Here is a 20,818-nt window from a genome sequence, read left to right as displayed (position 1 = left end):
TGCCCCAGAAGGAAACCGCATGTTTGAACGTGAACCGCTGGTCGGCACCATGACCGCCCAGGTGGCCAAAATCATCGGCATGCGCGTCGTGGGCGGTGAATTTCTGCCCGGCGACGCGCTGCCGGTGGAAAGCGACCTGTGCAGCGCCTACGGGGTCAGCCGCACCACCGTGCGCGAAGCCATCAAGCAGCTCTCGAGCAAGCGGCTGATCGACGTGTCGCCCAAAATCGGCACGCGGGTGCTGCCGTTTTCCGACTGGAACCTGCTGGACCGCGACGTCCTGGCCTGGCGGCTGCACGCCCAGTTCGACAGCAAGATCATCGAAGATATTTTTGAGATGCGCCTGTGCTTCGAGCCGCGCGCCTGCTTTCTGGCCGCCCGGGCGGGCAACGCCGCCGACATGCAGCTGCTGGACCGCCGCTACCACGAGCTGGCGGCCGCCTACACCACCAACGAAGTGCGCGCCGCCGCCGAGGCCGACCTGGCCTTCCACATGACCATCATCGAGGTGTCGCGCAACGGCATGTTCATCACCATTGGCAACGGCATCAAGGCCGCGCTGCGGGTGTCGTCCGAAACCCTGCTGCGCCATGCCACCCGCCCCAGCGAAGACCTGGACCTGCACGCCGCCGTGCACCGCCACATCCTGGCACGCGAACCCGATGCCGCCGCCAAGGCCATGACGGATTTGCTGACGGCATCGCAGGCCCGTTTGCTGCCCTACACCGTCAAACCCTGATGGGGCATCTAAAAGGCTTCCAGCGCTTATGTATTGAGCGCAAGCAGCTACTTTTTATATAGCACACTAGATTTTTGCCGTGGTGCGCGCCACGGCCTGCAAGATCTCTTCCGACAGGGCCGCATCGTCCACCGCCCGCGCCAGCACCAGTGCGCCCACCATGGCGGCATAGGTGGCCAGCGCCTTCTCGCGTTGGGCGGCTTTGGAGCGGCCCGGCATCCACTGCGCCAGCATGGCGGCCATGGCCTGGATGCCTTCGGTCACCGCCCGGCGCACCGGGGCCGACTGGCGCGCCACCTCGGAGCCCAAAGCCGCCACCCAGCAGCCCTGGCCGGGCTGGTCGCGGTGGGCCGTGGACAGGTAGGCCGCGCTGATGGCCTGCAGCGGCTGCTCGGGCGCGGCGGCCACCATCTGCTGCCACCAGGCCGTGCCGCCCTCGAACGCCCGGGTGCTGGCCTGGGCCAGCAAATCGTCTTTGGAGCTGAACTGGCCATAAAAGCCGCCATGGGTCAGCCCGGCGGTTTTCATGATGTCGGCCAGGCCGACCCCGTCAAAACCCCGCTCGCGGAACAGCTGCGCGGCCACGCCCAGCACGCGTTCACGGTTCTCGTTGGCTTGCTCGCGGCTGACTTTCATGGTCGTACTCTCAAAAGGAAAGAAGAATGCTTGACATTTTATATGACGATCAACATATAATTCAATCATGACGACCGTCATATAAAAACCACCTCTGAAAGCACACCATGACCACCTCTTCTCTCGGCACCGCCCTCATCACCGGCGCATCCACCGGCATCGGTGCGGTCTACGCCGACCGCCTGGCCCAGCGCGGCTACCACCTGCTGCTGGTCGCCCGCGACCTGGCCCGCCTCGAAGCCCTGGCCGCCCGGCTGCGCAGCACCCATGGCGTGCAGGTCGAAGTGCTGCCCGCCGACCTGACCGCCAAGGCCGACGTAGCCCGCATTGAGCAGCGCCTGCGCAGCGACGATGCCATCACCCTGCTGGTCAACAACGCGGGTGTCGCCAGCAACGGCACCCTGGCCGAATCGGACATCGACCGCGTGGACACCATGGTGCAGCTCAACGTGGTCACCCTGACCCGGCTGGCGGCGGCGGCACTGGCCCGTTTTGTGCCCCGCGGCCAAGGCACCCTGATCAACATTGCCTCGGTGGTGGCCCTGGCCCCCGAGACCTTCAACGCCAGCTACAGCGCCAGCAAAGCCTATGTGCTCAGCCTGACGCAAAGCCTGCACGCCGAAGCCAGCCCCCACGGCGTGCAGGTGCAGGCCGTGCTGCCGGGTGCCACGCGCACCGAAATCTGGGAGCGCGCCGGTATGGACCTGGCCCACTTCCCCGCCGAAATGGTGATGGAAGCTGGAGCGATGGTGGATGCCGCGCTGGTCGGCCTGGACCGCCACGAGCTGATCACCATCCCGTCCCTGCCCGATGCCGCCGACTGGGCGGCCCTGGGTGCGGCCCGCGCCAAGCTGGGACCCAACCTGTCGCTGAGCCAACCGGCACCGCGCTACCTGTCTTGACACCCCCGCGGCATGCTATCTTTCCGATAGCTGCTACCGCCCATTCCATGGGCGGTAGCAGGCTAAAAGGCTTGCAAAGGCCAATTCCAGGCCATTTTAGACAAATGCACAGCGTGCACCAATAGATTAAAAAAGTGCAATTTACTGCACGGCGTGCAGCAACAACAATCGTGCCAGTGGCCCCCGCCACACCTCTCAACACCAGGAGACACGCTTGTTCAAAACCCTCACCGCCGTCGCACTGCTGGCCAGCAGCAGCCTGGCCTTCGCCGCCAACGACAAACCGCTGACCATCGTGGTGCCCACCGCTGCCGGTGGCGGCAACGATGCCATGGCCCGCACCATCGGGCAAAAGCTGGCCTTGGTGCTGAACCAGACCGTCATCATCGACAACAAGGCCGGGGCCAACGGGGCCATTGCCGCCGAGCTGGTGGCCCGCGCCGCGCCCGATGGCAACACCCTCATGTTTGGCTACGTGGCCACCCACGCCATGAACCCGGCGCTGCAAAAGCTGCGCTACGACCCGATCACCAGCTTCGAGCCGGTGGGCCGCGTGGGCTACTCCCCCACACTGATGGTCATGAACCCCAGCGTCAAGGCCAAGGACGTGAAGGAGCTTGTGGCCCTGATGAAGGCCACGCCCGACAAGTTCAGCATCGCCTCTGCAGGCAACGGCACGGCTCCGCACTTTGCCGCCGAGCTCTTCAAGCTGGCCACCCAGACCAACCCGCTGCACGTGCCCTACAAAGGCGCAGCCCCCGCCATCACCGACACCATTGGCGGGCAAACCCAGCTGATGTTCCCCAGCCTGTTCACCGCGCTGCCCTACGTCAAGGCCGACAAACTCAAGGCCCTGGCGATTGCCGGAGCCAAGCGCTCGCCCCTGCTGCCCAACGTACCCACGCTCAAGGAACTGGGCATCGAAGGCGTGGAGGTCGACCAGTGGTATGCCCTCTTCGCGCCCGCCAAAACCCCCAAGGACGTGATCGCCAAACTCAACGCCGCCCTGAACCAGGTGCTGGCCGACAAGGAAACCATCGCCCGCATCGAAGGCCACGGGGCCGACGTGGAAGCCAGCACACCCGAGCAACTGGCCGAGCTGGTGAAGTCCGACCTGGCCCGCTGGAAGCGCGTGGTCCAGCAAGCCAAACTACAAGCCGACTGATCCCATGGTCAACCTCAACATACCCTGCGTGCTGATGCGCTCTGGCACCTCGCGCGGCCCGTTCTTTCTGCGCGAATGGCTGCCCGAGGGCACCGAGGCGCGCGACCAGGCGCTGATCGGGGCCATCGGCGCGTCCGACCCGCTGCAGCTCGACGGCCTGGGCGGCGGCAGCACGCTCAACAGCAAGGTGGCCATCGTCTCGCGCTCGCAGCAGCCGGGCTGCGATGTGGACTATCTGTTCGCCCAGGTGGGCGTAGGCCACCAGTCGGTGGACACCCGGCCCAACTGCGGCAACATGCTGGCGGGCGTGGTGCCGTTCGCCATCGAGCAGGGCTTGATCGCCGCCCAAGACGGCCACACCACCGCCCGCGTCTACAACGTCAACACCGGTGCCTGCATCGACGTGACCGTCTGCACCCCCGGGGGCGTGGTCACCTACGAGGGCGATGCCCGCATCGACGGTGTGGCGGGTACGGCAGCGCCCATTCTGCTGAACTTTCTGGATGCCTGGGGCGCGGTCACCGGCCATTTGTTCCCCACCGGCCAGCGCATCGACACCATCGACGGTATCGAGGTCACCTGTATCGATGCTGCCATGCCGCTGATGGTCCTGCGCGCCGCCGACCTGGGCCTGACGGGCCGCGAGCGCCCGGCCCAGCTGGATGCCAACACCGCCCTGCTGGAGCGCATCGAGGCCATGCGCCGGGTGGCAGGCACGCGCATGGGCCTGGGCGATGTGTCCGACAGCGTGGTGCCCAAGCCGGTGCTAGTCAGCGCCGGGGACGATGCCAACAGCATCACCTCGCGCTATTTCACGCCGCGCCGCTGCCATGCCTCGCACGCCGTCACCGGCGCGATTGGCGTGGCCACCGCCTTCGCCCTGCCCGGCACCGTAGCCAGCGGAGCAAGAACACCGTCGGGCAAGCGCCCACTGGTGGTGCTGCACCCGGCGGGGCAGATCGACATCGAGGTGGAAGTGGTCGGCGTGGGCGAATCTGCCCAGGTGGAACGCGCCGCCCTGGTACGCACCGCCCGCAAGATCTTGCAGGGCCAGTTGCAACTGCCCAGCTATGTGTTCCCACAAGACACCACCGCCCTGGCACCCCAGGCCGCGCCCGACACCAGCATCCGCATCATCGTGCCTACCAGCGCGGGCGGCGGCAACGACACCATCGCCCGGGCCCTGGCGCGCAAACTCTCGCCCTTGCTGGGCCAGAGCGTGCACATCGACAACCGCGCTGGCGCCCACGGCAGCGTGGCCTGCGAGTACGTGGCCTCGGCCGCGCCCAATGGCCAGACCCTGCTGTTTGGCTACATCGCCACCCACGGCATCCACCCGGCGCTGGAAGGCCTGCGTTACGACCCGCTGGGCGGCTTCTGCCCGGTAGGGCTGATCGGCTACTCGCCCACCCTGCTGGTGGTGAATGCCGAGCTGCCGGTACGCGACGTGCCGGATCTGATCGCCCAGGCCCGCAGCCATCCGTTTACCTACGCCAGTGCAGGCACCGGCACCGCCCCGCACTTCGCCGCCGAGCTGTTCAACCAGAACGCAGGCGCCGCGCTGCGCGGCCACACCTACCCTGGCGCCGCCCCGGCCATAGCCGACACGGTGCGCGGCAGCACCCAGCTGATGTTCCCCAGCCTGTTCACCGCCCAACCCTACCTGCACAGCGGCAAGCTGCGCGCCCTGGCCGTGGCCGGACCCGAGCGCCTGCCCGGCCTGCCCGACGTGCCCACCCTGGCCGAGCAAGGCGTGCCGGGCGTGGAGCTGACGCAGTGGTACGCCCTGTTTGCCCCGGCAGGCACGCCGCCCGCGGTGGTGGCCGAGCTGAACACCGCCCTGAACACGGTGCTGCAAGACCCCGAGCTGGTCGCCCGCATGGCCGCCGACGGTGCCCGCGTGCAAACCAGCACCCCGGACCAGCTACAACAGCTGGTCCGCAGCGAAATCGCAAAATGGCGCGAGGTGGCCCAGCGGGCGCAGATGCCGGTAGGGCAAGCGGTGGAAGAGGTTTGATGCACGCCAAGATTTGGCATTAAATCGGCCTCTTGCGCTTATTCCATCAGCGTGACAAGCTCATTATTTTATAGCACATCCAACGGCTTCGGGCTTTTCAGCGCCTCCCGCAGGTGTTGGTGAAACGCCTCTGCCGCAGGCCGCAGGCTGGCCCCATGCCGGGTCAATAGCCCCAGCTTGCGCACGATGGGCGGGTCGCGCAGGGCCACGCCGACCAGGGTGGCGTGCTGGCGCGGCAGGGCCATGCGGGGCACTGCGGCCAGGCCCAGGCCGGCTTCGACCATGCCCAGCAAGGTGGCGACATGGCTCACTTCAAACGCAAAGCTGGGGTTCACCCCGGCCTTGGCCAGCGCGTCGTCCTGCAGCTGGCGGTTGCCGCTGCTGCGGGCCACCGAAATCAGCCGCTCATCCCCCAGCTCGGCCCAGCGGATGGTCTTGCGCTCGGCCAGCGCGTGGCGGCGCGGCATGGCCAGCACAAACGGGTCGTCGTGGATGGGCTCAAACGCCACCTCGGGCACCTGGGTGCTCATGAAGCCGATGCCAAAGTCGGCCTCGCCCGAAATCACGCTCGACAGCATCTGGTTCACGCTCTCGTCCACCACGCGGATGCGGATGGCCGGGTACTGCTCCAGAAAGCTGCGCAGCGCCACCGGCAAAAAGTACAGCGCCGCCGACGGCACACAGGCCACCGTGACCCGCCCGCCCCGGCTGGGGGCCAGGTCGGTAATTCCCAGCAGGGCCGACTCCAGGTCGTCCAGCGCCGAGCGGGCGCGCTCCAGAAAGACGCGGCCCAGGCTGGTCAGCTCCACCTCGCGGGTGGTGCGGTTAAACAGGCGGTGGCCCAGGATGGTTTCCAGTTTGTCGATGCGGCGGCTCAGCGCCGGGGGCGACAGGTGGATCTGGTCGGCCGCCGCGCGGAAGCTGCCGCGCTCGGCCACGGCCACAAAGGCCTGCAGTTGCTGTAAGTCGAAATTGATGCGTGCCATGCAGCAATGGTATTAAAAGTTGCACTTGGCGGATAGCCCCCCAGTGCGGATCATTGCGGCATTCACCCACAAGGATACGCCATGGAGACACACACATTAGCCGACTGGATAGGCCGCAGCGAGACGGTGGCCGACACCGCCACCCCCACACCGTATGCCGCCCTGTCGGCCACATTGGACTGGCCCGCCGACCGGCCCGCGCCCGGCACACCCCTGCCCAGCCTGTGGCATTGGCTGTACTTTTTGCCGCTGCACCGCCAGTCGGACATCGGCGCCGACGGCCACGCCAAGCGCGGCGGCTTCATGCCCCCGGTGCCGCTGCCCCGGCGCATGTGGGCGGGCAGCGACTTTGTGTTCCACCAGCCGCTCCTGGTGGGCGACACGCTGGAGCGCACCTCCACCATTGCCGACGTGCAGGAGAAAACCGGGCGCACCGGCAGCCTGGTCTTCGTCAAGGTGCGCCACGAAGTGCGCCGCAACGGCAGCCACGAGGTCGCCTTGACCGAGCACCACAACATCGTCTACCGCGCAGCCGCCTCGCCGGACGACATAGCCCCGCCCCCCGCATTGGCTCCGGCCACCGCCGCCTGGAGCCGCGCCATCGTGCCCGACGACGTGCTGCTGTTCCGCTACTCGGCCCTGACCTTCAACGGCCACCGCATCCACTACGACCGCCAGTACGTCACCACGGTCGAAGGCTACCCCGGCCTGATCGTGCACGGCCCGCTGATTGCCACCCTGCTGATGGACCTGCTGCGCCGCCAGCTGCCCGAAGTACGGGTACGGCAGTTCGCTTTCAAGGCGGTGCGGCCCACCTTCGACATCCACCCGTTCTCGGTCCACGGCGAGCCGTCGGCCGACGGAAAAACTATCCATCTGTGGGGGCGTGACCACGAAGGTTTTCTCACCATGGATGCCACCGCCATCTTGGAGTAAACAGAGCATGCAACCCCTCAAAGGCATCACCGTCGTCACCCTGGAGCACGCCATCGCCGCGCCCTTTGCCACCCGGCAACTGGCCGACCTGGGCGCCCGCGTCATCAAGATCGAACGCCCCGGCGTGGGCGACTTTGCCCGTGGCTACGACGAGCGGGTGCGCGGCCTGGCCTCGCACTTCGTCTGGACCAACCGCTCCAAGGAGAGCCTGACGCTCGATGTAAAAGACCCCGAAGCACAAAAAATCCTGCTGCGCCTGATCACCGAAGAAGCCGACGTGGTGGTGCAAAACCTGGCCCCCGGCGCGGCGGCGCGACTGGGTTTGTCGTTTGATGCTCTGCGCAAAGTACGGCCCAACATCATCGTCTGCGACATCTCCGGCTACGGCGCGGACGGCCCCTACCGCGACAAGAAGGCCTACGACCTGCTGATCCAGAGCGAGGCCGGGTTTGTGTCGGTGACCGGCACGCCGGATACGCCCTCCAAAGCCGGTCCGTCGATTGCCGACATCTCGGCGGGCATGTATGCCTACACCAATATCCTGGCCGCGCTGATGCAGCGCCAGCAGACCGGCCAGGGCCAGCACATCGACGTGTCCATGCTCGAATCGCTGACCGAATGGATGGGTTACCCGCTGTACTACGCGTTCGACGGTGCCGCGCCGCCACCCCGCTCGGGGGCTAGCCACGCCACCATCTACCCCTACGGCCCATTCCCGGCGGGTGACGGCAAAACCGTGATGCTGGGCCTGCAAAACGAGCGCGAATGGAAGGGCTTTTGCGAGCAGGTGCTGCTGCAGGCCGGCCTGGCTACGGACGAGCGTTTCACCAGCAATTCCAAACGCAGCGCCGCCCGCGCCGAGCTCTCCGCCCTCATCGTGCAGGCCTTTTCCACCCTGACCGCCGCCCAGGTGGTGGAGCGGCTGGAACAGGCCAGCATCGCCAACGCCCAGGTCAACAGCATGGCCGAGGTGTGGTCGCATCCGCAGCTGAAAGCCCGCAATCGCTGGACAGAGGTGGACACGCCCCAGGGCCGCGTCCCGGCCCTGCTGCCGCCGGGCTCCTGGCACACCGCTGCGCCGCGCATGGATGCCGTGCCCGCGCTAGGCCAGCACACGGCGGCGATTTTGGCAGGCCAAGGCTACAGCGCCGAGCAGGTCGCCGCGCTGCGCAATGCAGGCACGGTGTAAGCCATGGAACAAACCTATTTGTTCGTACCCGGCAACCGCCCCGAGCGCTTTGCCAAGGCGCTGGCCAGTGGGGCCGACCGCATCATTGTGGACCTGGAAGATGCCGTGCTGCCAGCCGACAAGCCCCAGGCCCGCCGCGCCTTTGCCGAATGGCATGCCACGGCAGACACCACGCGGGTACTGCTACGCATCAACGATGCCCACAGCGCGTTTTATGCAGACGATTTGGAGTTGCTAAAAGCCTGCGCCCTGCCCTGCGTGATGCTGGCCAAGGCCGAGTCGGCTGCGCAGATCGCGGACCTGAAAGCCGTCCACCACGGCACGGTGCTGGCGCTGATTGAAAGCGCACGCGGCTTGTTGGCGGCGCAGGCGATTGCAGCCGCGCCCGGCGTAGCCCGGCTGGCTTTCGGCAGCATCGACTACGCGCTGGATCTGGACCTGCCCAACGACAGCCCGGCGCTGGACATGGCGGCGGTGCACCTCGCCCTGGCCAGCCGCGCCGCAGACCTGCCCGCCCCGGTGGCTGGAGTCACTGTTGCATTGGATGCCGCTGTAGTAGCGGCAGACATGGCCCATGCCCAACGTCTGGGGCTCAAAGCCAAGCTGTGCATCCACCCCAGCCAGGTGGCCGCCGTGCGCGCCGCCCTGGCCCCCAGCGCCGCCGACCTGGCCTGGGCCGCCCGCGTTCAAGCCGCCTACAGCGGCAATCCCACGGGCGCGCTGCAACTGGACGGGCAAATGGTCGACCGGCCTGTACTGCTCAAAGCCCAGCGCCTGCTGGCAACCACTTCCCTCACATCCCCCACTTGATCCTCAAGGAGATAACCCCATGGCATCCATCATCGACTCGCGCATCTTTGGCGACATCTTCAGCGACGCAAAAATGCGCGCCGTCTGGTCCGACGAGAACCGCACCGCCAAGTACCTGGACATTGAACGCGCCCTGGCCAAGGTGCAGGGCCAGCTCGGCATCATTCCGCAGGAGGCGGCGGACGAGATCGTCCAAAACTGCCGCCTCGACATGATCGACTGGGCGCAACTCAAGGCCAAGACCGAGCAGATCGGCTACCCCATCATCGCCGTGGTTAACCAGATCAACGCCAACTGCCGCGACAAGCTGGGCGAGTACTGCCACTGGGGCGCGACCACCCAGGACATCACCGACACCGCCACCGTGCTGCAAATGCGCGAAGGCCTGGCGCTGGTGGAGGCGGACCTGAAGGCCATTTCCGACTCGCTGGCCGACCTGAGCCGCAAATACCGCGACACGCCCATCATTGGCCGCAGCAACCTGCAGCAGGCGATTCCCATCACCTTCGGCTTCAAAACCGCCAGCATCCTGGCCGGTATCGAGCGCCACCGCGAGCGGCTGGAGCAGCTCAAACCACGGGTCTTCATGGGCGAGTTCGGCGGCGCGGCGGGCACGCTGGCCTCGCTGGAAAAAGGCGCCATGGAGACCCAAGCCGGGCTGATGGCCGAGCTGGGCCTGGCCTGCCCGCCCATCGCCTGGCACACGGTGCGCGACACCATCGCCGAAGTGGGGGCCTTTCTGGCCCTGGTCGGCGGCTCGCTGGGCAAGATCGCCATGGACGTGAAGCTGATGATGCAAACCGAGGTGGCCGAGGTGTTTGAGCCCTACGCCCCGGGCCGCGGCTCGTCCAGCACCATGCCGCAAAAGCGCAACCCCATCTCCTGCCTGTACATCCACGCCAACATTTCGGTGGCGCGCCAGCATGCCGCCGCGCTGATGGACGCGATGGTGGCCGACCACGAGCGCTCCACCGGCCCGTGGGAGATCGAATGGGTGTCGCTGCCCGAAATCTTCTGCCTCATGTCGGGTGCGCTCAAACAGACCAAGTTTGTGCTGGCCGGGCTGGAGGTAGACACGGTGCAGATGCGCCGCAACATCGACATGACCCACGGCCTGGTGATGTCCGAGGCCGTGATGATGGGCCTGGGCCCCTTCATTGGCCGCGAATACGCCCACGACCTGGTGTATGAGCTGTGCCGCGAAGCCTTGAAACAACAACGCCCGCTGGTCGAGATTCTGGCCGCCCACCCCGAAATCAACGCCCATGTGAGCCGTGCCCAGCTGGATGCCTTCTGCGACCCCGCCAACTACCTGGGCCAGGCGGGCGTGATGGTGGACCAGGTGCTGGCCCACCTTCGCCCATAAAACTTATATCTGGAGACAAACATGCAAGTCAAAAAACTATTCAAACTGCTGTACGTCCAGGTCTTGATCGGCCTGGCCCTGGGCATCACCGTGGGCCACTACTGGCCCGAATTTGGTGCCTCGCTCAAGCCCCTGGGCGACGGCTTCGTCAAGCTGGTCAAGATGATGATTGCGCCGGTGGTGTTTTGTACCATCGTCAGCGGCATCACCTCGCTCAACGACTCCAAGGAAATCGGCAAAACCCTGCTCAAGTCCATGGGCCTGTTCTACGTGCTGACCATCCTGGCGCTGCTCACCGGGCTGGCGGCGGTGCTGTTGCTGCAACCCGGCGCGGGCATGCACATCGACCCCAAGCTGCTCGACCCCGGCGTGGCCGCCAAGTTTGGCGGCAAGGAGCCGCCCAAGGGCTTTGTGGAATTCATGATGCACATCATTCCGCAGTCCTTCTTTGGCGCGTTTGCCGAGGGCGAGGTGCTGCCGGTGCTGCTGCTGGCCGTGCTGTGCGGGTTTGGCCTGAGCCGCATCGGCCGCGCCGGGCAGACGGTGATGGAGGCGATTGATGGCTTCTCGGAGATGCTGTTTTCGGTGTTTGGCCTGCTGATGCGCCTGGCCCCGGTGGGCGCGTTCGGGGCCATGGCCTTTACCGTGGGGCGCTACGGCATCAAGTCCATCGGTTCGCTGGGCTTTTTGATCGGCACCTTCTACACCGCCTGCATCTTCTTTGTGGTGGTGGTGCTGGGTCTGCTGGCCCGCATGCATGGCTTCCCGCTGTGGAAACTGCTGCGCTACATCCGCGAAGAGCTGCTGGTGGTGCTGGGCACCTCGTCCAGCGAACCGGTGCTGCCGCGCCTGCTGATGAAGCTGGAGCGCCTGGGCTGCAAAAAGGGCGTGGTCGGCCTGGTGCTGCCCACCGGCTACTCCTTCAACCTGGACGGCACGGCCATCTACCTGACGCTGGCCTCGCTGTTCATCGCCCAGGCCTGCGACATCACGCTCAGCAGGGGCCAGATCGGTGCCATGCTGGGGCTGATGCTGCTGACCTCCAAGGGCGCGGCGGGCGTGACCGGCAGCGGCTTCGTCGCCCTGGTGGCCACGCTGACCGTGATGCCCGACCTGCCGGTGGCCGGGGTGGCGCTGATTGTGGGAGTAGACCGCTTCATGTCCGAAGCCCGCGCCCTGACCAGCACCATGAGCAACGCCGTGGCCTGCGTGGTGGTGTCGATCTGGGAGAAAGCCTGCGACCGCGAAGTGCTGCACCGCGAGCTGGATGCCGGGTATGTGGAGCCCGAGCTGACGCTGGACAACCCCGACCTGCCCCACGGCCACCACCTGCCAGCGTAAGTCCATCCGGGGGCTGTGGCGCAGCGGACACGTCCGGCCCCCTAAAATCACCCAGTGAACGCACCTCTTTCTTCCCCTCCCCGCCCCGAACGTCGCGCCATCCGCGAGCTGCCCGACGAACTCATCAGCCAGATCGCCGCGGGCGAAGTGGTGGAGCGCCCCGCCTCGGTGGTGCGCGAGCTGGTCGACAACGCGCTGGACGCGGGGGCCACGCAGGTCACACTGCGGCTGCTGGCGGGCGGCGTGCGGCTGATTGCCGTGGAAGACGACGGCGGCGGCATCCCCATGGAAGAGCTGCCCATCGCCCTGAAACGCCACGCCACCAGCAAGATCCGCGACCTGCGCGAGCTGGAATCGGTGGGCACCATGGGTTTTCGGGGCGAAGCCCTGGCCGCTATCAACTCCATAGCTGACATGGCCATACTGTCGCGCGCCAGCGGCCAATCGAATGCGTTTTTATTGGACGGCCGCAGCGGCGAACTCAAACCCGTGGCCCGCAGCACCGGCACCACGGTGGAGGTGAAAGAGCTGTTTTTCAGCACCCCGGCGCGGCGCAAGTTCCTGAAGACCGACGCCACCGAACTCGCCCACTGCGTGGAAGCCGTGCGCCGCCACGCCCTGGCCCGGCCCGACGTGGGCTTTGCCATCTGGCACGAGGGCAAGCTGGTGGAGCAATGGCGCGCCTGTCCGGCACCTAACAACGTCGATGCCATCAGCGAGCGCCTGCGCGACGTGCTGGGCGACGACTTCAAGGACAAGTCGGTGGCGGTGGACTACCTGAGCAGCATGCGCGACGACGGCGGCCAGGCCGTACGCGTGTGGGGCCGGGTGGGCATTCCCGATGCCGCCCGCGCCCGGCCCGACCAGCAGTTTGCCTACGTGAATGGCCGCTTCGTGCGCGACAAGGTCATCACCCATGCCGCCCGCAGCGCCTATGAAGACGTGCTGCACGGCCAGCGCCAGCCGATCTACGCGCTGTATGTAGAGATCGACCCGACCCGGGTGGACGTGAACGTACACCCGACCAAGATCGAGGTGCGTTTTCGCGACAGCCGCGAAGTGCACCAGGCCGTGCGCCGCGCGGTGGACGCGGCCCTGGCGGCTCCGCGTGCGGCGGCCGCCCTTGCCGCCCCGCCCACCCCTGAGGTTTTTAAAGAAAACAGGCCTCCATCGCTTATTCCATCAGCGCAAGCAGCTATTCAATTCGTAGCACCTGCCGCGCGCTATGTGTCGGACATGGAGGCGCTCTGGCCCGTGGCCCCGCTGCCCACCGCGGCCGCCAACCCGTTCCAACCCGCGCCAGAACCGGCACCCGCCCAGCCCTTGCCTGCAGCCGAAGTCTGGCCCCTGGGCCGCGCCATTGCCCAGCTGCAAGGCATCTACATCCTGGCCGAAAACGCCCAGGGCCTGGTGATCGTGGACATGCATGCGGCCCACGAGCGCATCGTCTACGAACGCCTGAAAACCCAGCTGGTGGATGCCCGCATCACCAGCCAGCCGCTGCTGATCCCGGTGACCTTTGCCGCCACGCCGCAAGAGGTGGCCACCGCCGAGGCCCATACCGAGACCCTGGCCACGCTGGGGCTGGAAATCACCCCGTTCTCGCCCAAAACCCTGGCCGTGCGCGCCGTGCCCACCACCCTGGTACAGGGCAACGCCACCGAACTGGCACGCAGCGTGCTTGCCGAACTGGCACAGCACGAGGCCAGCACCGTGGTCCAGCGCGCCCAGAACGAATTGCTGGGCACCATGGCCTGCCACGGCGCGGTGCGCGCCAACCGCCGCCTCACGGTCGATGAAATGAACGGGCTGCTGCGCCAGATGGAAACCACCGACCGCTCCGACCAGTGCAACCATGGCCGCCCCACCTGGCGGCAAATCACCATCAAGGAACTCGATGCCCTCTTCATGCGCGGACGCTGAACGATGAAATACCTGCTACTCCTGTCGGCCTGGGCCTGCGGCATCGCCCAGGCCGACACCGTGTCCTGCCACGTCAGCTATGGCGGCGAAACCCAGGTCATCACCGCCCAGCCCGCCGCCACGCCTTACACCGTGGCCCCGATCGCCATCGGCTCGTATTTCCTGTTCCGCCTGGTGTTCGAGCGCCAACCCGCCGACCAGGCCGCCATCAAGCTCTACACCTATGCCGACCGCGAGCCACCCCAGGGCGCGGTGCTGCTGCACCAGGCTGACTACCTCTACCCGCCCGCTAAAAATGGCCGCTACGGCTTCACCGGCCTGCAGCGCGTGTATGAGCCTATCCGCGACGGCGAGCTCTATTACTGGTGCGGGTGGGCGCAATGAAGAAACGCCTGCTCCTGGCCCTGCTCTGCCTGCCCTTGCTGGCCCATAGCGCCCCACCCACAGCCAACACCGTTGAGCTGATCTTCGGGGGCGATGTGATGCTCGACGACGGCCCGGGCCGCCTGATTGCGGCGGGTGGCGATCCGCTGCTCCCCATTGCCAGCATCCTGCAAAGCGCCGACGTGGCCATTGGTAACCTGGAAACCTCGATCGCCCGCCCCACCACCGGTACGCCGCTGGACAACAAGATCTACACCTTCCGCTCGGCCCCCAACGCCGTCAACGTGTTGAAGGGGCGGTTCACGGCCATGTCCGTCGCCAACAACCACAGCGGCGACTTTGGCCGCGATGCGTTCATGGAAACCCTGGACCACCTGCGCACGGCGGGCATTGGGGCCTTCGGCGGCGGCGCCAACCTGACCGAAGCCCACAAACCCTATTGGATTGAGAAACACGGCATCCGCATCGCCATCCTGGGCTACGACGAATTCAAACCCCGGTCCTTCGAGGCCGGTGCCACCTGGGCCGGTGTGGCCTGGAGCGAAGACAGCCACGTGGTGGCCGACATCCGCGCCGCCCGTGCCGCCGGGGCCGATGTGGTGATTCCGTTCATGCACTGGGGCTGGGAGCGCGAACCCGAACCCACCCAGCGCCAGCGCGATGTGGCCAAACTGATGGTGCAGGCCGGGGCCGATGCCGTGGTGGGCAGCCACCCGCACGTGACCCAAGGCGCCGACATGGTGCTGGGCAAACCGGTGATCTGGAGCCTGGGGAACCTGGTGTTTGACGGCTTTGAGCTACCCGCGGCCAAGATCGGCTGGCTGCTGCGCATGGTAATTGACCGCCAAGGCGTACAAAACTGGAATACGATAGCTGTACAGATGGACGTGGACGGCACGCCCTCACCGGCTACCGGCAGGCCCACGCCTTGCGGGCAAAGAGGAAACAAAGTGAAACAAGCGTGTAATGGAGTTAACCCCCCGTAAATCTTGTATACAATAAATATATTCGATACGGTCATTTCCTGTAGCGCTGCACGTACCTCCACAGCCCCCTCACAAACGCATGCAGATTCCGATCCATTCGACCGCAAACACGGATTTCAGCACCGAGCTGGTGGAAACCGGCCCTTTGGACCCCGCCATCCAGCGGGCCTGGGAAGGCTTTCTGGCGATCAGCAAAAGCCCGGAAAAAGTCTTTCAGACACCAGAGTACTTTGCCTTCATCTCCCAGAATCCTGTCAAGTCCAGCAGCCAGGAGCTGGTCGTTGCCAGGAATGCTCACAACCAGGAAATCGTGGCGGTCTTGCCTTTGCGCACGGGCAGACGGTCATTGCCTTTGAATATTGGCAATTTCACCTTCCTGTATTTACACCTGCGCACGGTCGCGCTGCTGGGCAGTGTGCCCATGGGTGCGGCAAGCCCTGAAATGCTCGACGCCCTGATCGACTTTATTTTCAAAAGTTTTCCAAGCAAGAATACGATTGCCATGCAGTCGCTGCCCAAAGACAGCGATTTCTACCAATATCTGCGCAACTCCAAAAGTATTCGAAAAAAATACGGCTTTTTTGTGAAAGACGGTTGGCGCGACTGCCACACCACACCGTTGCCCGACAGCTTTGAAACCTATCTCAGCCATTTCAAGGCGAAAAAGCGCTACAACCTGAACCGACAGCTCAAGCTATTGGAAAAGAACAGCGGCCCCCTGGAGTTGGTGCGTATTGACAAGCCAGAGCATGTGCCAGAACTGGTGGCCGCCATGAAAAAACTGGTGTCTGCGCAGATGCTGAAAAGCTTTCTCAATGAAAACCAGTTCACCGATCTGGCCCGCAAGAAAATAAAGCTCGGCTATATTTTGAAATGCAGTGGCATTCCCTGCGCGGTGATTATCGGTATCCAGTCCAAAGGCACGTACCATATCCACAATATTCTGTACGACCAGGACAAGGCGGAATACTCCCCAGGCACGTCCATCCTGCACCTGGCAATCGAGGACATGATCGACAACCTGAAGATTTCTCTCATCGACTACGGCTATGGCAGCCCGGAGCACTCTCACCAGTCATCGAATGTGCACAAGCTCAGGGGCCATGTGATCTTGTACAAGAAGACCTGGGCCAACCGCTTGATGTTCTCTACCTACGCCGCCCACAGCCTCCTGGTAGATGGCGCCAAAAGCCTGCTGGCCCGCGTGCATCCCTCGTCCCGACTCAGGCAGCTCAAGACGCCTCTTCCGGCTCTTATCAGTTTTACGTTTCTCTAGTGCCCATTCCCCTACCGCGCTGCATCGCCTTGGCCGGCCCCACCGCGGCCGGAAAAACCGCGGCCGCGTTGGCCATTGCCCAGCGCTGGCAGGTGGAAATCATCAGTGTCGATTCGGCCCTGGTGTACCGGGGCATGGATATCGGCACCGCCAAACCCAGCGCCGCCGAGCTGGCCCAGGTGCCACACCACCTCATCAACATCCGCGACCCGCTGCAAGCCTACAGCGCGGCCGAGTTCGTGGCGGACGCCGAGCGGCTGCTGCACGAGATCACTGCGCGGGGTCGCCTGCCGCTGCTGGTGGGCGGCACCATGCTGTACTTCAAGGCCCTGTTTGACGGCATCGACCCCATGCCCGGTGCCGACCCGGCACTGCGCGCCGCCATCGAAGCCGAGGCCGCTGCGGCGGGCTGGCCTGCCATGCATGCCCAGCTGGCCCGGGTGGACCCGGCCACCGCCGCCCGCCTGCAGCCCATGGACACCCAGCGCATCCAGCGCGCGCTGGAAGTCTGGCGCGCATCAGGCCAGCCAATGTCGAGCTTCCATGCTACAAAAGACGTAGCTGCTACCGCCCACCGAATAAGCGCTACCACCCTTATTTCTTTGGAACCCGCTGACCGCGCATGGCTGCACGAGCGCATCGCCCTGCGCTTTGACCAGATGCTGGCGGGCGGTTTTCTGGACGAGGTGGTCACGCTGCGGGCCCGGGGCGACCTGCACCCCGATCTGCCCAGCATGCGCTGCGTCGGCTACCGCCAGGCCTGGGAAGCCCTGGACGGCACCCTGCCCATGGTGGAGCTGCGCGACCGCGGCATTTTTGCCACCCGCCAGCTGGCCAAGCGCCAGGTCACCTGGCTGCGCTCCATGCCGCAGCGGCACATCGTGGCCTGCGACGCGCCCGATGCACTGCAAAAAGTGCTGTCCCTGGTAGAAGCATCCCTATGAGCCTGCGCATCGACAACCTGGGTAAGCGCTACGGTGAGAGCACGGTGTTCGGCAATGTATCGCTGCATGTGCAGCCCGGTGAATTTGTGGCCATCGTGGGGGAGTCCGGCGTGGGCAAATCCACCCTGCTCAACTGCATGGCCGGGCTGGACAGCTGGGACAGCGGCAGCGTGCACATCGGCGGTGTCGATTTGGGCGGCCTCAGCGACGACCAGCGCGCCCTGCTGCGGCGCCAGCAGGTGGGCTTTGTGTTCCAGGCTTTCCATGTGTTGCCGCACCTGGACGTGGCGCAGAACGTGGCCCTGCCGCTGATGCTGCTGGGCCGGCCCGACAGCGCCCGCGTGGACGGCCTGCTGGCAGCGGTGGGCCTGGCAGGCTTGGGGGCCCGCCTGCCGCAGCAGCTCAGCGGCGGCCAGCTCCAGCGCGTGGCCATCGCCCGCGCCCTGGTACACCGACCGGGCCTGCTGCTGGCGGACGAGCCCACCGGCAACCTCGACCCGACCACGGCCGCCAAGGTGATGGATGCCCTGCTGGCCCAGACCCGGGCCGAAGGCGCAGCCCTGGTGCTGGTCACGCATTCGCAAGCAGCAGCGGCGCGGGCCGACCGGGTGTTGCGCCTGAGTGCCGACGGAATTTCCAGCTCTTTTTAGGCCCTTGCGCTGGTGGGACCAGCACAAGCAGCTCTAGTTTTTATAGCGCAGCGGCCCCGCCTTAAAACATGGTTTCGGCATGCAGGTTTTGCCGCGCAGGCAGGTAAATGGAGAAAACCGCGCCCCCATCGGGCATGTTGTTGGCCACGATACTGCCGCTATGGGCATCGATGATTTTTTTGCAGATCGCCAGGCCCAGACCGGTGCCGCCCGAGCCGTCCTTGCTGGTGCTGGACTGCACAAAGGCTTCAAATATCTTCTCCAGTTCGGCGGTGGGCACGCCGGTGCCGTGGTCGCGCACCCGGAGGCAGATGCGCCGGTCATCGGTCAGGTGCGCTTCCACCGCGAGTTCGGCACCGGGTGGCGACACTTTGATGGCATTGGCCACAATATTGCGCACCACCTGCTGGAAGCGCGTCGGATCGACTTTGGCAATCAAAGGCTGGCGCCCCAGTTGGCACAGCAACTGGATGTGCTTGCCGTCCAGCAAGGGACTGAGCTCGTGCAGCACGCCCTGCACCAGGCCCCGCAGGTCGGCGCGCTCCAGCGTGATCGCCCCGACCGAGCTCTCGATCTTGGCCACGTCCAGCAAATCGTTGACCAGGGCCAGCATGCGCCCGCCCGAGGCGTGGATGTCGCTGAACATGCCCTGCAGCTTGGGGCTCTCCCGGCCCCGCACCATGCCCAGCTCGGAAAAGCCCAGGATGGATTGCAAAGGCGTGCGCAGCTCGTGGCTGATGTTGGCAATGAACTCGGACTTGGCGCGCGACGACTCCTCTGCCGCCACCCGCGCTTCGTCCTTGGCGCGCTCGGCCATGCGGAACTCGCTCACATCGAGCATGCTGCTGAGCAGGCTGGCCCCCAACTCCGCGCCGGGCAACAGCACCTTGGTCACCACCACATCGCGGCGCGAGCCGTCGCCGTGGTGGAGTTTGAGTTCGTAGCGCAAGGTGCCGCCGGTGCGCCACAGCTGGGCGTCGCCCTTGGCATGGAGGTCCGCGTCGGCCACCTCCATGAACGCGATGCCCGGTTTGCCAATCACCTGTTCGCGGCGCAAGCCCATGAACTCCTCCCAGGCGCGGTTGACGCTGGTGTAGTTTCCGCGCGCATTGATGGTGGCCACCGGTGTGGGGCTGATTTCCAAGAGCGAGGCGGCAAAGCCCAGCTGGTGCTGCAGGGCCTGCTCGGCGGCAAACCGCTGGGTCACGTCCACCGCGCTACCGGCAAATCCCACAATCTCTTCGTTGTCGCGCAGCGGCACCACCGTGAAGTCAAACCGGCGCAAATGCCCATCGCCCGAGCGCAGATGGGCGGTGGCCAAGCGTACTGCCGCATCGCCTGGCAATGCAAACAGCCGTGCGACGGCATCGCGGTCGGCCACCTCCACCAGCTGCACCAGGGTGTGGTGAACGGTCTGCTCCAGGCTTTGCCCGCGCAATGCCGTCCAGCGGTCGTTGATGAAGGTGATGGCCCCCATCCGGTCGGTGCGAAAGATCAGCTCCTGCACGCTCTTGAGCAACACCCGCAACTCGTGCTCGCGGTGCACCAGGTCCAGCCGGGCCGCGCTGAGCTGCGCATCCACCGCCACGCGGGCCCGCAGACCGCGCCGCACGGCCACCGTCATACACACCAGCAAGGCGGCCATGGCCAGCCCCGCCGCAGCGAACCAGCGCATCGACAGGAACCAGCGCCACACGCTGTTGGCATAAGGCTGCTCGACCAGCACCACCAGGGGCCGCGATTTGGACAAGCGAAACGCCACCACCTGGGCGTCCTGCACGGCCCCGGTGCCCACGTAGCTGGCATGCTCTTTGGCGGGCAAATAGGACCGGAACACCGGGTGTTGCGCCATATTGCTCCCCGGCGCGCCCGCCGCGGGGCCGCTACTGGCCAGCAGATTGCCCTGAAAGCCGAGCAGGTAGGCGCTGTTCTGGTCGTTGTTCAGGGTGAACAGCTGGAAGTTGGCGAAAAAATCCGGATTGACCAAGGCCACCAGCTGGATGTTTTGCCCGGCTCGGGTGGTAAACACACGGGTGACGGGGATGAAGCCCACCTTGGCCTGGGCGGGCGCGGCACCCGCAGCCCATGCGGCCAGGCTGCGACCGGGCTCAAACCGGCCGATCTTGTCCTGGCCCGGCACGGGCAAAACGCCCAGGCGGGCCATTTCCACGCGCACCCCCGTGTCGGCGGCCAGAGAGCTGGCCATGACATACCCCGACGCATCCAGCACGCCGATTTCACGCACAAACGGCAGCCCCACCAGGGCTTGCGACAACAGGGCATCGGCACGCACCGAGCCACCCAAGATATCGGCCCGGACCAGATCCTTGGACAGGTAGGTCAGGGCAACAGAAACGGTTTCAAACGAACGGGTCGCATGGTCTTCCAGCACACGCGCCTGCAACTCGCCGCGGGCGCTGTCGTCGCGCAGCGTTTCCTGGTATTCATGCCAGCCCAGAAGGCCCACGGCACACAGTGCCACCAGGACCAGCAAGATGCCGACCATCAGGGCTGCCGCGCTGGATATGCGGTTACTCAGCAGGCGGGAAAGATTGGCATTGGGCATGG

General features: G+C 65.6%; 18 protein-coding genes. 15 read left to right on the top strand and 3 right to left on the bottom strand.

Translation table 11 applies throughout. From position 1 onward, the window contains the following. The first annotated feature begins 19 nt into the window (after positions 1-19). A complete protein-coding gene (locus AB3G31_RS11050) occupies positions 20-739 on the top strand; it encodes a FadR/GntR family transcriptional regulator (RefSeq protein ID WP_367850217.1) in 720 nt (239 codons plus the stop codon). A gap of 66 nt (positions 740-805) precedes the next feature. Here the strand turns inward: AB3G31_RS11050 and AB3G31_RS11045 are convergent, their stop codons facing one another. Then, a complete protein-coding gene (locus AB3G31_RS11045; protein WP_367850216.1) occupies positions 806-1,375 on the bottom strand; it encodes a TetR/AcrR family transcriptional regulator in 570 nt (189 codons plus the stop codon). A gap of 107 nt (positions 1,376-1,482) precedes the next feature. Between AB3G31_RS11045 and AB3G31_RS11040 the strand changes: the two genes are divergently transcribed. The 3 genes from AB3G31_RS11040 (at position 1,483) to AB3G31_RS11030 (ending at position 5,459) form a co-directional block, all read left to right on the top strand. After that, the gene (locus tag AB3G31_RS11040) at positions 1,483-2,277 is read left to right on the top strand and encodes an SDR family NAD(P)-dependent oxidoreductase (RefSeq protein WP_367850215.1); all 795 of its coding nucleotides are present in this window, start codon (positions 1,483-1,485) and stop codon (positions 2,275-2,277) included. A 214-nt stretch (positions 2,278-2,491) separates the two neighbouring features. Next, on the top strand, positions 2,492-3,442 hold the full coding sequence (locus AB3G31_RS11035; protein ID WP_367850214.1) for a Bug family tripartite tricarboxylate transporter substrate binding protein: 951 nt from the start codon (positions 2,492-2,494) through the stop codon (positions 3,440-3,442). Positions 3,443-3,446: 4 nt separating this feature from the next. Next, positions 3,447-5,459: a 4-oxalomesaconate tautomerase gene (locus tag AB3G31_RS11030; RefSeq protein ID WP_367850213.1), complete on the top strand. Its 2,013-nt coding sequence runs from the start codon at positions 3,447-3,449 to the stop codon at positions 5,457-5,459. A gap of 68 nt (positions 5,460-5,527) precedes the next feature. Here the strand turns inward: AB3G31_RS11030 and AB3G31_RS11025 are convergent, their stop codons facing one another. Continuing rightward, positions 5,528-6,445, bottom strand: a complete 918-nt coding sequence (locus AB3G31_RS11025; protein WP_367850212.1) for a LysR substrate-binding domain-containing protein — start codon at positions 6,443-6,445, stop codon at positions 5,528-5,530. 81 nt (positions 6,446-6,526) lie between these two features. Between AB3G31_RS11025 and AB3G31_RS11020 the strand changes: the two genes are divergently transcribed. The 11 genes from AB3G31_RS11020 (at position 6,527) to AB3G31_RS10970 (ending at position 18,250) form a co-directional block, all read left to right on the top strand. Further along, positions 6,527-7,381, top strand: a complete 855-nt coding sequence (locus AB3G31_RS11020) for a MaoC family dehydratase N-terminal domain-containing protein (RefSeq protein WP_367850211.1) — start codon at positions 6,527-6,529, stop codon at positions 7,379-7,381. Positions 7,382-7,388: 7 nt separating this feature from the next. Beyond that, positions 7,389-8,570, top strand: coding sequence for a CaiB/BaiF CoA transferase family protein (locus AB3G31_RS11015; protein WP_367850210.1), 1,182 nt, complete (start codon positions 7,389-7,391; stop codon positions 8,568-8,570). Between the two features lie 3 nt (positions 8,571-8,573). Continuing rightward, complete coding sequence (locus tag AB3G31_RS11010; protein ID WP_367850209.1) at positions 8,574-9,380, top strand: CoA ester lyase; 807 nt, start codon at positions 8,574-8,576, stop codon at positions 9,378-9,380. A gap of 19 nt (positions 9,381-9,399) precedes the next feature. Beyond that, positions 9,400-10,746, top strand: coding sequence for a 3-carboxy-cis,cis-muconate cycloisomerase (gene pcaB / locus AB3G31_RS11005; protein ID WP_367850208.1), 1,347 nt, complete (start codon positions 9,400-9,402; stop codon positions 10,744-10,746). A gap of 21 nt (positions 10,747-10,767) precedes the next feature. Further along, positions 10,768-12,087, top strand: a complete 1,320-nt coding sequence (gene dctA / locus AB3G31_RS11000) for a C4-dicarboxylate transporter DctA (protein ID WP_367850207.1) — start codon at positions 10,768-10,770, stop codon at positions 12,085-12,087. A gap of 54 nt (positions 12,088-12,141) precedes the next feature. Further along, complete coding sequence (gene mutL / locus AB3G31_RS10995) at positions 12,142-14,010, top strand: DNA mismatch repair endonuclease MutL (protein WP_367850206.1); 1,869 nt, start codon at positions 12,142-12,144, stop codon at positions 14,008-14,010. A 3-nt stretch (positions 14,011-14,013) separates the two neighbouring features. Further along, on the top strand, positions 14,014-14,394 hold the full coding sequence (locus tag AB3G31_RS10990) for a hypothetical protein (protein ID WP_367850205.1): 381 nt from the start codon (positions 14,014-14,016) through the stop codon (positions 14,392-14,394). Continuing rightward, a complete protein-coding gene (locus tag AB3G31_RS10985) occupies positions 14,391-15,380 on the top strand; it encodes a CapA family protein (RefSeq protein ID WP_367850204.1) in 990 nt (329 codons plus the stop codon). The genes AB3G31_RS10990 and AB3G31_RS10985 overlap by 4 nt, the downstream gene beginning before the upstream one ends. 79 nt (positions 15,381-15,459) lie before the next feature. Further along, complete coding sequence (locus AB3G31_RS10980) at positions 15,460-16,656, top strand: GNAT family N-acetyltransferase (RefSeq protein ID WP_367850203.1); 1,197 nt, start codon at positions 15,460-15,462, stop codon at positions 16,654-16,656. Positions 16,657-16,661: 5 nt separating this feature from the next. Next, the gene (miaA, locus tag AB3G31_RS10975; RefSeq protein ID WP_367850330.1) at positions 16,662-17,600 is read left to right on the top strand and encodes a tRNA (adenosine(37)-N6)-dimethylallyltransferase MiaA; all 939 of its coding nucleotides are present in this window, start codon (positions 16,662-16,664) and stop codon (positions 17,598-17,600) included. After that, positions 17,597-18,250 carry an ABC transporter ATP-binding protein gene (locus AB3G31_RS10970; protein ID WP_367850202.1) on the top strand — a complete coding sequence of 218 codons (654 nt, stop codon included), beginning with the start codon at positions 17,597-17,599 and terminating at the stop codon, positions 18,248-18,250. The genes miaA and AB3G31_RS10970 overlap by 4 nt, the downstream gene beginning before the upstream one ends. A gap of 61 nt (positions 18,251-18,311) precedes the next feature. On the opposite strand, the gene AB3G31_RS10965 is transcribed toward AB3G31_RS10970, so the two are convergent. Beyond that, complete coding sequence (locus tag AB3G31_RS10965; RefSeq protein WP_367850201.1) at positions 18,312-20,816, bottom strand: ATP-binding protein; 2,505 nt, start codon at positions 20,814-20,816, stop codon at positions 18,312-18,314. Positions 20,817-20,818: the final 2 nt, after the last annotated feature.

The organism is Rhodoferax sp. WC2427 (assembly GCF_040822085.1).
Taxonomy (GTDB): Bacteria; Pseudomonadota; Gammaproteobacteria; order Burkholderiales; family Burkholderiaceae_C; genus Rhodoferax_B.
The sequence above is the reverse complement of the archived record's forward strand: the minus strand, read 5'-3'. Positions and strand labels throughout refer to the sequence as shown.

Coding starts and splice junctions, on each gene's coding strand:
- AB3G31_RS11050 (WP_367850217.1), top strand. CDS start 20: ATGTTTGAACGTGAACCGCTGGTCGGCACCATGACCGCCCAGGTGGCC.
- AB3G31_RS11045 (WP_367850216.1), bottom strand. CDS start 1,375: ATGAAAGTCAGCCGCGAGCAAGCCAACGAGAACCGTGAACGCGTGCTG.
- AB3G31_RS11040 (WP_367850215.1), top strand. CDS start 1,483: ATGACCACCTCTTCTCTCGGCACCGCCCTCATCACCGGCGCATCCACC.
- AB3G31_RS11030 (WP_367850213.1), top strand. CDS start 3,447: ATGGTCAACCTCAACATACCCTGCGTGCTGATGCGCTCTGGCACCTCG.
- AB3G31_RS11025 (WP_367850212.1), bottom strand. CDS start 6,445: ATGGCACGCATCAATTTCGACTTACAGCAACTGCAGGCCTTTGTGGCC.
- AB3G31_RS11020 (WP_367850211.1), top strand. CDS start 6,527: ATGGAGACACACACATTAGCCGACTGGATAGGCCGCAGCGAGACGGTG.
- AB3G31_RS11015 (WP_367850210.1), top strand. CDS start 7,389: ATGCAACCCCTCAAAGGCATCACCGTCGTCACCCTGGAGCACGCCATC.
- AB3G31_RS11010 (WP_367850209.1), top strand. CDS start 8,574: ATGGAACAAACCTATTTGTTCGTACCCGGCAACCGCCCCGAGCGCTTT.
- pcaB (WP_367850208.1), top strand. CDS start 9,400: ATGGCATCCATCATCGACTCGCGCATCTTTGGCGACATCTTCAGCGAC.
- dctA (WP_367850207.1), top strand. CDS start 10,768: ATGCAAGTCAAAAAACTATTCAAACTGCTGTACGTCCAGGTCTTGATC.
- AB3G31_RS10990 (WP_367850205.1), top strand. CDS start 14,014: ATGAAATACCTGCTACTCCTGTCGGCCTGGGCCTGCGGCATCGCCCAG.
- AB3G31_RS10985 (WP_367850204.1), top strand. CDS start 14,391: ATGAAGAAACGCCTGCTCCTGGCCCTGCTCTGCCTGCCCTTGCTGGCC.
- AB3G31_RS10980 (WP_367850203.1), top strand. CDS start 15,460: ATGCAGATTCCGATCCATTCGACCGCAAACACGGATTTCAGCACCGAG.
- AB3G31_RS10970 (WP_367850202.1), top strand. CDS start 17,597: ATGAGCCTGCGCATCGACAACCTGGGTAAGCGCTACGGTGAGAGCACG.
- AB3G31_RS10965 (WP_367850201.1), bottom strand. CDS start 20,816: ATGCCCAATGCCAATCTTTCCCGCCTGCTGAGTAACCGCATATCCAGC.